Genomic DNA, 12,688 nt, shown 5'->3' on the forward strand with positions numbered 1-12,688 from the left:
CGACATGGGTATCCTGACGTTTGACACTGTGTCCAAAGGCTTCGGTGAAGGTCTCCACCGCACGGAAGTTCTAAAAAACATCAACCTCGATGTGCAGGAGGGCGAGTTCCTTGTCCTTCTGGGCTTTTCCGGCACCGGCAAGACGACGCTGATCAACCTGATGGCGGGGCTTGAGATGCCCTCCACCGGCAAGGTCACGTTTAAAGGCAAAGACATCACCGGTCCCGGCCCCGAGCGCGGCGTGATCTTTCAGAACTATTCGCTGATGCCTTGGCTGACGGTCGATCAGAACGTCGCTCTGGCGGTGGACACGATCTTCCCCGATCTGCCCAAGGCGGAGAAACAGGATAAGGTCGATCATTTCGTCAAAATGGTGGGGCTGAGCCATGCCAAGACGCGCCGTCCGGCGGAGCTTTCGGGCGGGATGCGTCAGCGGGTGAACGTGGCGCGTGCGCTGGCGATGAACCCGGAGGTGTTGCTTTTGGACGAGCCGCTCTCGGCGCTCGATGCACTGACGCGGGCGAACCTGGCCGATGAGATCGAGCACATCTGGGAGGCCGACAAAAAGACCTGTGTGCTGATCACCAACGATGTGGACGAAGCCATTCTCTTGGCCGACCGCATCATCGCGCTCAATCCCGACGGAAGCCTTGGCGAAGAGTTCAAAGTCACCATTCCGCGTCCGCGTGACCGCAGTGACATGAACAATGACGCGACCTTTCATAAACTCCGCGCGGAGGTGACGACATACCTCATGGATGTGGGGATCGAGGCCAAGACGGAGGGCAGCAAGCTTTTGCCCAACGTGACCGCGGTCCATCAGGTGCCGAAAGTCGTGACCAAGGCCCAAGAGGGCCTGATCGACAATCGTTTCCTAAGCTTTGAAGGCCTGCACAAGGTCTATCCGACGCCAAAAGGCCCGCTGACGGTGGTCGAGGATTTCAACCTGAAACTCAACCGTGGCGAATTCATCTCGCTCATCGGCCATTCGGGTTGTGGCAAATCCACGGTGCTCACCATGGCCGCCGGTCTCAACGATATCTCGAAAGGTGCGATCAAACTCGACGGCTTCGAGGTGCGCGGTGCCGACCCGGAACGCGCCGTGGTGTTCCAATCGCCAAACCTTTTCCCCTGGCTCACAGCAAAGGAGAACGTGTCCATTGGTGTTGACAGAGTGTACCCCACCGCCTCGCAGCCCGAACGTCAGGATGTCGTTGAATATTATCTTGAGAGGGTCGGTCTCGCTGACGCTATGGACAAGCCTGCCTCGGAGATGTCGAACGGCATGAGGCAACGTGTGGGCATCGCCCGCGCCTTTGCGCTCTCTCCGAAACTGCTGCTTTTGGACGAGCCTTTCGGCATGCTCGACAGCCTCACGCGCTGGGAGCTCCAAGAAGTATTGATGGAGGTTTGGGAACGCACGAAAGTGACCGCGATCTGTGTCACGCATGACGTGGACGAAGCCATCCTTCTGGCCGACCGCGTGGTGATGATGACCAACGGTCCACAGGCCACCATCGGTAAAATCACCGAGGTCAACCTGCCGCGTCCACGTACCCGCAAGGCGCTGTTGGAGCACCCGGACTACTACACATATCGTCAGGAAGTGCTCGATTTCCTCGAGGAATACGAATACGGCGCGAAACCTAAGGCAAAAACGCCCAACGCAAAAAAGCCTGAGCCGAAAGCCATCGCGGCGGAGTAAAAAGATATGGTCGAACGTCTCGTTATCATCGGCGCGGGGATGGCCTCTGGACGGCTTCTCGATCATCTGATCGCGGAGGCGCCGGATGCCTTTGACATCACGCTGTTCAACGCCGAGCCGCGTGGCACCTATGACCGCTTGATGCTGTCTCCGGTGCTTGCGGGTGAGAAATGCTATGCCGACATCGTCACCCATGATGAGGCTTGGTATGCCCGGAACGACGTGACCTGTCGCTTTGGCGAATGGGTGCATGGCATCGACCGGGAGCGCAAACTTGTCATCGGCGAAAAGGGCGAAGTGCCCTACGATAAGTTGGTCATCGCCACCGGCTCGACCCCCTTCATCGTGCCGCTGCCCGGCTATGATCTGCCGGGGGTGATCGCCTATCGCGACCTTGAAGACACCGAAGAGATGATGCGTCTTGGCGACATCCCCGGTGCGCGGGCCGTGGTGATCGGCGGCGGGCTATTGGGGCTTGAGGCTGCGGCAGGCATGGCCGCGCGCGGGGTGCATGTCACCGTCGTGCACCTCAACGGCCACCTGATGGATCGCCAGTTGGATTGCGAGGCGGCGGGACTTTTGCAACAGGCTCTGGAAGCGCGCGGGATCGAGATCGTCTGCGGCGCCCATTCCAAGGAAGTGATCGCCGGAGATGACGGCCGCGTGCGGGCGCTTTTGCTCGAAGACGGTCGCATGCTCCATTGCAATTTGCTGGTGATGGCGGTGGGCATTCGGCCTTCGATCACATTGGCGAAAGAAGCCGGGATCGAGACGGGCCGGGGCGTCATCGTCGATGACCAACTTCTGACTTCTGACCCGAACATCTTTGCGCTGGGCGAATGTGTGGAACATGACGGCGCACTCTTCGGTCTCGTCGCGCCCTTGTTCGATCAGGCGAAAGTGTTGGCGAAAACCCTGCGCGGCGCGCCTGCGCAGTACGTGAACAAAGAGGTTTCGACCAAGCTTAAGGTCACCGGCTGCGATCTGTTCTCTGCGGGTGATTTCCGCGACGGCGAGGGCCGGGAATGCATCACCTATTCCGACGCGCTCTCTGCCGTCTACAAACGTCTGGTGATTGAAAATGATCGGCTGATCGGCGCGGTGATGTATGGCGACACGCAGGACGGCGGGTGGTTTTTCAACCTGATCCGCGAGGGCGTCGATGTCTCCGCCATGCGCGAGATGATGATCTTTGGTCCAGCCTATCAGGAGGCGCCGCCGCCGCCCACCGCTGCGCCGGTTCTTTTGGAGGCGATCGCATGAGAAGCCCGAAATCCAATCTCAAACCGATGTGTTCCATCCGCTCGACCTGCCCCTATTGCGGGGTTGGTTGTGGTGTTCTTCTGGGGCCGGATGGGCAGGGCGGCCTCGACGTGCGCGGCGACCAAGACCACCCGGCCAACTTCGGGCGGCTCTGTTCCAAAGGTTCGGCCTTGGGCGAGACCGTATCGCTTGAGGGCCGCCTCTTGGCGCCGCAGATCGACGGGTTTGAGACGGATTGGGACACGGCACTGGACCTCGTGGCCCGAAAATTTTCCGACACGATCTCTGAACACGGCCCTGACAGCGTCGCCTTTTACGTCTCCGGCCAGCTCCTGACCGAGGACTATTACGTCGCCAACAAGCTGATGAAAGGTTACATCGGTTCGGCCAATATCGACACCAATTCGCGGCTCTGCATGGCGTCGACCGTGGCGGGGCACAAACGCGCGTTCGGCACGGATACGGTGCCCGGCACCTATGAGGATCTGGATGAGGCCGATGTGATCGTGCTCACAGGATCGAACCTCGCGTGGTGCCACCCGGTGCTCTATCAACGCATCCTCGCCACCCGCAAGAAACGCCCCGAGCAAAAGCTCATCGTCATCGACCCGCGCCGCACCGCGTCTTGCGATCTGGCCGATCTGCATTTGCCTCTGGCGCTTGGTTCCGATGTGGCGTTGTTCAACGGGTTGTTGGCGGAGATCGACAAACGCGGGTTGATTGACCACGCCTTTGCAGAGAACGTCACAGGGTTGGACGAAGCCATCGCCGCCGCCAAGGCCGACGATCTCTCCGTCACCGGCCTGTCGGACGATCTGCTCAAGACCTTCTATGACCTGTGGTGCGGCGCGGAGAAAGTCGTCACGATCTTTTCCCAAGGCGTCAACCAGTCCTCGTCGGGCACCGACAAGGTCAATTCCATCACCAATTGCCACCTCGCCACGGGGCGCATCGGGCGCGCGGGCCAGGGGCCGTTTTCCGTCACCGGCCAGCCCAACGCCATGGGTGGGCGCGAGGTCGGCGGCTTGGCCAATATGCTCGCCTGTCATCTGGACATCGAGAATGCGGATCATCGCAATGCGGTCAAAACCTTTTGGTCCGCCCCCGAGATGCCGGAGAAACCCGGCCTCAAAGCCGTCGACATGTTCCGCGCGGTAGGCGAGGGCAAGATCAAGGCGCTCTGGATTCTTCACACCAACCCCGCCGTCTCCATGCCCGACGCCGACCGGGTGCGCGAGGCCATTGCAGGCTGTGATTTCGTTGTCGTCTCCGACATCACCGGCGCCACCGACACCGCGCGGCTGGCCCATGTGCTTTTGCCCGCCACCGCATGGGGCGAAAAAAGCGGCACGGTGACCAATTCCGACCGCCTGATGTCCCGCCAACGTCCCGCGCTGCCTGTCCCCGGTCAGGCCCGGGGCGATTGGGAGCAACTGGCCGAGGTGGCCCGCCGCATGGGCTTCAAGGACGGCTTCGATTATGAGGCACCTGCGGAGATTTTCCGCGAATATGCCGCGCTTTCCGGCATTGCGGGGGGCTTCGGCAAAGATTTCGACATCTCGGGTCTCAAGGACCTGACGGACACGCAATATGACACGCTCGCCCCCACCCGCTGGCCGGTTTCGGACGGCAAAAAGGGCGGTCGGTTCTTTGCCGATGGCAAGTTCTATACCCCCGATGGCAAGGGCCGGATGCTGCCCGTCGCGTGGAAACCGCCAGCCGCCAAGACAGAACCGCGCTACCCCTTCCGCCTCAACACCGGCCGCATTCGCGACCAGTGGCACACGATGACCCGCACGGCGCGCTCGCCGCGTCTGTCGGCGCATCTGGGCGAACCCTTCCTTGAGCTTCATCCCGAAGACGCCAAAGCCAAAGGCATCGGCCCGACCTCTCTTGTCGAGGTGAAAACACCCAACGGCACGGCGATCTTGCGCGCGATGATCACGGATCGGATCGCGCGGGGCGAGGTTTTCGCGCCAATGCATTGGACCGGCGAAAACGCCCCCGCCGCGCGGATCGATGCGCTGGTGGCCCCTGTCACCGATCCCGTCTCGGGCCAGCCCGAAAGCAAAGGCTCGGTCGCTTTCATCGCGCTGTTTGAGGCCGCGTGGTACGGTTTTGCAATCTCGCAGACGCCTGTGAAGGCAACATCCGACTATTGGGCTTTGGCGAAAACCTACGCGGGCTATCGTGTTGAAATGGCAGGTAAAGAGACCCCTGAAGACTGGGTTGAAGAGGCGCGTATTCTTTTCGGCCTGCCCGAGGCGGATGTGCAAACCATGCTCGACCCGGCCAAAGGCACCGCGCGCATCGCGCTTCACCAAGATGGCGCGCTCAAGGCCGCTTTGTTCATCTCGCGCAGCCCCGTGGCCGTGATGCGCGATTACCTGTCCAACCTGCCCGGAGACGCCGCGCCCATGGTGCTGTCGGGCAAATCCCCGGCCGATCAACCTGATCCGGGACCGACGCTCTGCTCTTGCTTCAACGTCGGTGTGAATACTATTCTCGACGCCATCGAGACACGCGGATTGATGACGGTCGATGCGATTGGCGAGGCGTTGCAGGCGGGCACGAATTGTGGCTCCTGTCGCTCGGAAATCGCGGCTCTCATCAAAGGCGCGGAAGGCAAAGACGCCGCAGAATAGGGCAGACATCCGATGAGCATCGCTGAATTCGTTCGCATCCTTGGCCGTGGTCCGGGGCGCTCGCGCTCCTTGACCCAAGAGGAGGCGCATGAGGCCATGGCGCGCGTGCTGCGCGGTGAGGCAGCGCCCGAGAGCATTGGCGCAATGTTGATGCTGATGCGCATGAAAGGCGAGGTGCCCGAAGAGCTTGCGGGCTTCACCGCCGCCTTTCGGGACGTTTTGACCAAAGTGCCCACCCCCGATCTTGACTGGCCCTCCTATGCTGCGGGCCGCACGCGGGGGCTGCCGTGGTTCTTGCTCTCCGCACGTTTGGTGGCACAGAGCGGACATAAGGTTTTGATGCATGGCTGGAACGGGTTGAGTGAGCGCGGACATCTGGTGCGCGACGGACTGCCCTACGCCGGGATCACGAGCTGCGGTGGCCCCGATGAGGCGGCGGAGGTTCTGGCGCGCGACAACATCGCCTATCTGCCGCTGGAAAATTTCTCGCCGGAATTGTTGCGCCTGTTGCAACTGCGCGCGGATTTCGGGCTGCGGTCCTGTCTCAATACCGTGGCGCGGATGCTCAATCCGGGTGGGGCGGGGGCCTCCGTGCAGGGCGTGTTTCATCCGCCCTATCGTGAACTGCAGGCCGATGCCTCGCATCTCTTGGGCCTCAAAGCCATGTCGGTGATCAAAGGTGGCGGTGGCGAGTTCGAACGCAACCCGTCGAAGGACATTCAGGTGTTTGGCCTGAGAGGTGGTCAGCCCTGGGACATGCTCGTGCCGCCCAGTCAGGACGACGCGCGGCGGCTCAATGATGGTGAAACCGATCTGGCGCGGCTTTCGGCGCTTTGGTCGGGCGAACTGGACGATCCTTTTGCAAAAGGCATCGTGCTGTCTACGGCGGCGCTTGCGCTGGATACTTTGGGCGTTACAGAAGCCGAGGCAAAGGCCGCCGCGCTTTGGGAGGCGCGGGGCTGATCCCGAATTTACCACGAAATCCGACCGTTTTCTCCACGCCTTGGCCCGATTTTCGCCGTTTTACGCCACGACACTTGGATCAGACCCCAAGCGGCGAAGGAGGCCGGTCAATGGATATCATGGCAATCTATCAAAACTGGGCCGCCGGGCTGACCGCAGAAGATCATGTGACGCTTTTGGCGGTGAGTTTTGGCCTTATGATCTTTGCCGTCGCAGCCCTTTTGTGGCAGCGCAGCCGGGAAAAATCCCAAAAGAACCCGGTCCGTATGCCGCAAAAATCCGAGATGGCATATGTCGTGCCGGGCGAGCGTCATGTGATCGCGCGGGAAAAAGGCGATGCTTTTTTGCGCCGTCTTGACCGGATGGCCTGAGGGCCATGACCTGAGAAGATAAGATTTTTTTAAATTTTTCGTGCGAGTTTTTAGTTCATGTACAAAATGGTTTTCTACTCCTTGCTTCTGACAGTCTTAGCAATGGGCTTTATCGTGACGAAATCCGACGGGCTGAGACGTGCGGCGCAAACCGGCGATATGGCCTTTCTGACGCAAAGCACGCCGATCTCTCTTCCCAGCCTGACAGGGGGGCTGGGAGTCACACCTCTGGCTACGGGGCGACGACGCCGTGGTATGTCAAATACGATCCGAGAAAACTTTGGCGGGACCGGCCGCAAAGGGCGGAGCTGAACGTAAAAACGGTGCGGGCCCCGGTTGGCAGTGAGACGCGCCAAGACACGCTGGCGGCGCAATTGGCCTCACAGGGTCTCAATCCCGATGTGGTGACGGTGGTCAAACTCGATTGAACCGGCGCGGTCTCAGAGTGCTATCTCAGAGGTTGATTTCGACACCCGGCAGGGACAGCTCTTTCATCAGATCGCGCAATTCCTGACGTGCGGCGACGTTGGAAATGTTGAGCGCGGATTTGACGCCGATGTCCTTGAGATCCAAAAGCGTCAGGCCACGCGGGAACAATTCGCGAAAGATCACGCGCTCGGAAAATCCGGGGGCCACGCGGAAGCCGATGCGCTTGCTGAGCTCATCCAAAGCGTCGCCGATTTTCTTTTTGTTGTGCATGGCCTGGGCGCCAAGACGGTTGCGCAGCACGACCCAATCGATGGGTTTCAACCCGGCCTGCGCCCTGAGTTGCCGCGCGTTCCAGACCATCTCCGAATAGACCGACGGTCCGAGGATTTTGTTCGAATCCGGATCGACGCGGGCCAGAAGGTCGAAGTCGATGAAACTGTCGTTCATCGGCGTGATCAAAGTGTCGGCCAGCGTATGCGCGACCTGCGACAGGCGGGTGTGCGACCCGGGGCAGTCGATCAGGATGAAATCACAGGTTTCTTCGAGACCCGCAACGGCCATAGACAGGCGGCGGTCATAGATGTTTTCGCCCTCGGCCAGATCGGTCGCTTCGACCTGCGGCAGATCGCGATACTCGGGCGTCGCCAACTCGATCCCGTCCTTCAGGCAAAAGCTCAGCCGGTTCTCCAGATAGCGCGCAAAGGTCTTTTGCCGCAGGTCCAGATCCAGCGCGCCGACCCGATGGCCCATCCGCGCCAAAGCGGTTGCCACATGCATGGAGACCGTGGATTTCCCCGCTCCACCCTTCTCATTTCCGACGATAATGATATGCGCCACGTTCCCGAATTCCCGTCCGCTTCGACGCGCATTTTTCCGCGCGTTCATGTTGCTTTGGAGTTCTGTATGACCTCTCTTTCGCTTCTCGTGCAAGAGCGTTTCTACGGCTTAAATGAAACTGTTGCCGTCCTGCTCCGGGAGCGTGACGGAAACCTTTTGAGGGGGTCGCGCGTTGAACCGCGATAGCAGCGCTTTGGTCTTGGCCATGGTCTTGATCGCAGCGCTTGGAGAGGAAAGTCTGGAGGACATCCATGAAACGTATGATTTTCGGCACCGCAGCGACGGGGCTTTGTCTGGCGAGTCTGGGGGCGACATGGCCGGCCTCTGCACAGGACGCAGCGCTTGAAACGGAATTGGCGGCAGAGCTTGAGTTGGAGGTCTGCGACGACATCGCGCCGCCGTGCATGACGTCTGAGAACACCGTGATGCTCAAGGATGGCAGCGAAGTGTCGCTGGAAGAGGCCTATGAGGCTCTGGGGATTGCGGCACCCCGTGCGGAGATTGAGGCGGAGGCTGAGGCCGGCGCAGAGATGGCCGAGGACGTGACCACAGAAGAGATGTCGCCTGAAGAGGTCACCACCGCTGGCGAAGAGGCCGTGGCGGATATGGAACATGCCGAGGTGGTCGAAGAAGAGGTAATCGCCGAGGAGTTGGCTGAGGAATTGCCGGAGGCAGCGGCCGAGGCAGAGGCGCAAGGCGATGCTACTGCGGCGGAAGAGGTCGTGACGGAAGAGGCGCCGATTGATCCGGTGGCAGAGGCCGAGGTCGATCCGGAAACCGTGGAGAATCCGGCCAGCGAGAACCCGACTAGCGAAAATCCGGCCAGCGAGGAGATCGCAGAAGGCACCGTGATGGAAACGCCCTCAGGAGATGACACGGCTGCCGAAGAGCTTGCCGAAGAAGGTGTCAGCGAAGCGCCGGTTCAGGAAGAGGACATCGAATATGAAAACGCCTCTGAGGCTGCGGAGGATGGGGGGGCTGAAACGCTGCGTGATCGTGCAGCGACCCTGTTGCAGGACCTCCAGACCGACGAAAGCCTTGAGGCTGCGATGAGTGAAGAAGCGCAGGCGGAGCAGGCCGAAGAAGAGGCGGAAATGGCCGCCACCTTGGAAGCCGAGCAAAACAGCGCGGCGGCTGCGGCGATGGAAGACCCGGAGGCCGAGGCCGAGGTCGACGTGATGACGGAGACCGTCACCCAAGAGACCGCACGCAGTTCCGCAGATGAGATCGTGACGACGAACACCCCCGCCGCGAAAAAAGACAGCGGCATGAGTGACGGTCAAAAGGTCCTCTTAGGGGCCATCGGTGCCGCCGTCTTGTCGCAGATTTTGGGCAATGACGATCAGGTGGTTTCCAACACCGGCGACCGCGTCGTGGTGGAAAACAACGGTCAGCTCCGGGTGTTGAAAAACGACGACGCGCTGCTGCGTCAGCCGGGCAGTCAGGTGACGACGGAGACCTTCCCGGACGGTTCCGCCCGCACGACCACCGCGCGTGAAGACGGCAGTCAGGTGATCACCGTGCGCGCCGCCGACGGCCGCGTGCTGCGCCGGGATCGGGTGTTGACGGATGGCACCGTGGTGACGCTGTTCGACGATACGCGCAATGTGTCTGCGGTGGATGTGTCGGCCCTGCCGGACAGCCCGCAAAAGACCCAGACCTATCGCTATGAGCAGGACGAGGAAGAAGACGCCCTGCGCGCCGCGCTTGCCGAGAGCCAAGCCCGCGCGGAAGGTCTCAACCGCAGCTTCTCTCTCAACCAGATCCGCACCATTCGTGCGGTGCGCGAGTTGGCGCCTGAGATCGAACTGACCAATGTGAACTTCCGCACTGGTTCTGCCGCGATCACGCCGTCGGAGGCCGAGGAACTGGCTGCACTGGGCCGGGCGATGCGCGATGCCATCGCCGAGAACCCGCGTGAGGTGTTTCTGGTCGAGGGCCACACGGATGCGGTCGGCAATGCGAGTTCCAACCTTGCGCTGTCGGATCGTCGGGCTGAGAGCCTCGCGCTAGCCTTGACCGAATATTTCGACGTGCCGCCGGAAAACATGATCGTTCAGGGCTATGGTGAACGCTATCTCAAAGTGCCGACCGTGGACGCCGAACGTACAAACCGCCGTGCCGCCGTGCGGGTGATTACGCCGCTTTTGGGCCAAGTGGTCGCCAGCGATCAGTGATCTGAGGCTGTCTCAAACAAAAAGGCCCGCCAAATTTGGCGGGCCTTTCATATCGTCGCATTGGACAGGGCTTAGAAGCCGAGGCCAGCGTATTTGTTTTTGAACTTGGACACACGACCGCCAGCGTCCATCAGACGGGAGTTGCCGCCGGTCCAGGCCGGGTGCACCGTCGGGTCGATGTCGAGTGCAAGCGTGTCGCCTTCGCCGCCCCAGGTGGAGCGCATTTTCACGATCGTGCCATCGGTCATTTTGACGTCGATGAAGTGGTAATCGGGATGGATATCGGTTTTCATCGAAATACTCCTCAGGCTTTGGCGTCGAGCGGTTTGTAGTTGGTGACTTCTGCGATACGGGCAGATTTGCCGCGACGCGAACGGAGGTAGTAGAGTTTCGCACGGCGAACTTTACCGCGACGCACCACCTCGATGGAGTCGATGTTGGTGGAGTAGAGCGGGAACACACGTTCCACACCTTCACCAAAAGAAATTTTGCGAACCGTGAAGGACCCGGCAATGCCTTTGCCGTTCTTACGGGAGATGCAGACACCTTCGTAGTTCTGCACACGGGTGCGCGTGCCTTCGGTCACTTTGTAACCGACGCGGATGGTGTCACCGGCTTTGAAATCCGGGATGGTTTTGCCGAGAGCTTCGATTTGCTCGGCTTCAAGCTGGGCGATAAGATCCATCGCTTGTTCTCCAATTTGCTCGTGGTTTTTTCCACGAAGGTTTCAACTGCCTCAGAGCTCCGCGTCTTCGATCGGGTCCATCGCATCCTCGAGAGAGGAGATGCCCGCGGGAGGGTTCAGGTCGTCTTTGCTTTGTGCAATCTGCCGGGGCCAATGTGGACGAGGAAGAGGTCGTCCGGCCCATAACAAAAAGGTCTGTGCGCCGAATCCCGGTGCCAGACGAGCGGTGTATAGGCCGCGCGCGTCTGTCGATCAAGAGAAGATTGGCCTTTATTTTTTGGCTTTCGGCTCTGTTTGCGCGGCCTCATAGGCCTCCCACATATCCGGGCGCCGATCCCGTGTGATCTTTTCCGCCATCTTCTGGCGCCATTCGGCGATCTTGCCGTGGTGGCCAGACATCAGAACCTCCGGGATCGCCATGCCGCGCCACTCGGCGGGCCGGGTGAATTGCGGGTGTTCCAAAAGGCCGTTGGAATGGCTTTCCTCTTCGATACTCTCCGCGTTGCCCAAGACGCCGGGCAAAAGCCGCACCGTGGCGTCGATCATAGCCTGCGCCGCGATCTCGCCACCGGTGAGGACGAAATCGCCAAGAGACACTTCCTCGATCCCGTAGTGAAACAACACGCGGTCATCGACGCCCTCAAACCGGCCGCAGATCATCGTGATGCCACGCGCCTCCGACCAGCGTTTTGCGGTGGCCTGATCGAACCTCTTGCCGCGCGGCGAGAGATACACCAACGGCCAGTCGCGACGATCCGGCGGCGTGCCGTTCATCGCGAAATCAATCGCATTGCCCATCACGTCAGGCCGGATCACCATGCCCGCGCCCCCGCCCGCAGGGGTGTCGTCGACATTCTTGTGCTTGCCCTCACCGAACTCGCGCAGGTGGATCTGTTCCAATTGCCACCGACCGTCCTGCAACGCCTTGCCGGTCAGGCTTTCGCCCAAAACACCGGGAAAGGCCTCGGGGAAGAGCGTGATCACCTTGGCCTTCCAGACGCCGACGAGATCGGGCGTGTTGGTCATCAACTCGCGCGGACGCAGCGTCGGGCGCACGGCGAGGCGGCCATGGGATTTGGATTTAGGCGTGTCGTCCATCTCGCTCATTCGAACAGACCCTCGGGCGGGTCGGCGATGATGCGGCCTGCGGCCAGATCGACCGTCGGCACATTGGCCATGGTGAAGGGCAAAAGCACCGGCGCCTTAAGCCTCGGCCCATGCACCTCCAACAGATCGCCCGCGCCGTGGTTCAGCACATTGTGCACCTTGCCAAGCTCGGTGCCGCCAGTGTCCAGCACAGTGAGGCCAATCAGATCGGCGTGGTAATATTCGTCATCAGGCAGCGAGGGCAGGGCGTCGCGGTCGGCAAACAGCGTCACGCCCTTGAGCGCATCGGCCTCTTCCTTGGTGTTCACCCCTTCGATCTCGGCGGCAAAGCCGTTCTTGATCGCGCGGGTCAGCGTCAGCTCAAAGGTCTGCGTGCCGTCTTCCGAGGTCAAGGGCGCGTAGTCGCCGATGGCTTCTGGGTCCGAGCAAAAGCTCTTGATGCGTACTTCGCCATGGACGCCAAAAGCGCCTGCAATGGCTCCGACGATGATCCGTGTGTTTGTCAT

At 60.7% G+C, this 12,688-nt stretch carries 10 protein-coding genes and 1 pseudogene; 6 read left to right on the forward strand and 5 right to left on the reverse strand.

The window, feature by feature from the left end; all coding sequences use genetic code 11:
* The first annotated feature begins 4 nt into the window (after window positions 1–4).
* From ACN0X0_RS14850 to ACN0X0_RS14870, 5 genes and pseudogenes are all read left to right on the forward strand, one after another.
* Window positions 5–1,705, forward strand: coding sequence for an ABC transporter ATP-binding protein (locus tag ACN0X0_RS14850; RefSeq protein ID WP_417279784.1), 1,701 nt, complete (start codon window positions 5–7; stop codon window positions 1,703–1,705).
* Window positions 1,706–1,711: 6 nt separating this feature from the next.
* Window positions 1,712–2,953, forward strand: a pseudogene (locus ACN0X0_RS14855) (NAD(P)/FAD-dependent oxidoreductase); the annotation flags it as partial.
* A gap of 11 nt (window positions 2,954–2,964) precedes the next feature.
* A complete protein-coding gene (locus ACN0X0_RS14860) occupies window positions 2,965–5,613 on the forward strand; it encodes a molybdopterin-dependent oxidoreductase (RefSeq protein ID WP_417279785.1) in 2,649 nt (882 codons plus the stop codon).
* A gap of 12 nt (window positions 5,614–5,625) precedes the next feature.
* A complete protein-coding gene (locus ACN0X0_RS14865; protein ID WP_417279786.1) occupies window positions 5,626–6,576 on the forward strand; it encodes a glycosyl transferase family protein in 951 nt (316 codons plus the stop codon).
* 110 nt (window positions 6,577–6,686) lie between these two features.
* Window positions 6,687–6,947: a hypothetical protein gene (locus ACN0X0_RS14870; RefSeq protein WP_417279787.1), complete on the forward strand. Its 261-nt coding sequence runs from the start codon at window positions 6,687–6,689 to the stop codon at window positions 6,945–6,947.
* Window positions 6,948–7,400: 453 nt separating this feature from the next.
* Here ACN0X0_RS14870 and ACN0X0_RS14875 read toward each other — a convergent pair whose 3' ends face one another.
* Window positions 7,401–8,213: a division plane positioning ATPase MipZ gene (locus tag ACN0X0_RS14875; protein WP_417279788.1), complete on the reverse strand. Its 813-nt coding sequence runs from the start codon at window positions 8,211–8,213 to the stop codon at window positions 7,401–7,403.
* Between the two features lie 251 nt (window positions 8,214–8,464).
* Between ACN0X0_RS14875 and ACN0X0_RS14880 the strand changes: the two genes are divergently transcribed.
* On the forward strand, window positions 8,465–10,390 hold the full coding sequence (locus ACN0X0_RS14880) for an OmpA family protein (RefSeq protein ID WP_417279789.1): 1,926 nt from the start codon (window positions 8,465–8,467) through the stop codon (window positions 10,388–10,390).
* A 71-nt stretch (window positions 10,391–10,461) separates the two neighbouring features.
* Here the strand turns inward: ACN0X0_RS14880 and rpmE are convergent, their stop codons facing one another.
* From rpmE to rimM, 4 genes are all read right to left on the reverse strand, one after another.
* The gene (gene rpmE, locus ACN0X0_RS14885) at window positions 10,462–10,683 is read right to left on the reverse strand and encodes a 50S ribosomal protein L31 (RefSeq protein ID WP_167601517.1); all 222 of its coding nucleotides are present in this window, start codon (window positions 10,681–10,683) and stop codon (window positions 10,462–10,464) included.
* Window positions 10,684–10,694: 11 nt separating this feature from the next.
* Window positions 10,695–11,075 carry a 50S ribosomal protein L19 gene (gene rplS / locus ACN0X0_RS14890; protein WP_417262958.1) on the reverse strand — a complete coding sequence of 127 codons (381 nt, stop codon included), beginning with the start codon at window positions 11,073–11,075 and terminating at the stop codon, window positions 10,695–10,697.
* A 270-nt stretch (window positions 11,076–11,345) separates the two neighbouring features.
* A complete protein-coding gene (trmD, locus tag ACN0X0_RS14895; RefSeq protein WP_417279806.1) occupies window positions 11,346–12,173 on the reverse strand; it encodes a tRNA (guanosine(37)-N1)-methyltransferase TrmD in 828 nt (275 codons plus the stop codon).
* 5 nt (window positions 12,174–12,178) lie between these two features.
* Window positions 12,179–12,688 carry a ribosome maturation factor RimM gene (gene rimM / locus ACN0X0_RS14900; RefSeq protein WP_417279790.1) on the reverse strand — a complete coding sequence of 170 codons (510 nt, stop codon included), beginning with the start codon at window positions 12,686–12,688 and terminating at the stop codon, window positions 12,179–12,181.

The sequence above is a fragment of the Celeribacter sp. genome (assembly GCF_048270365.1).
Lineage (GTDB): Bacteria > Pseudomonadota > Alphaproteobacteria > Rhodobacterales > Rhodobacteraceae > Celeribacter.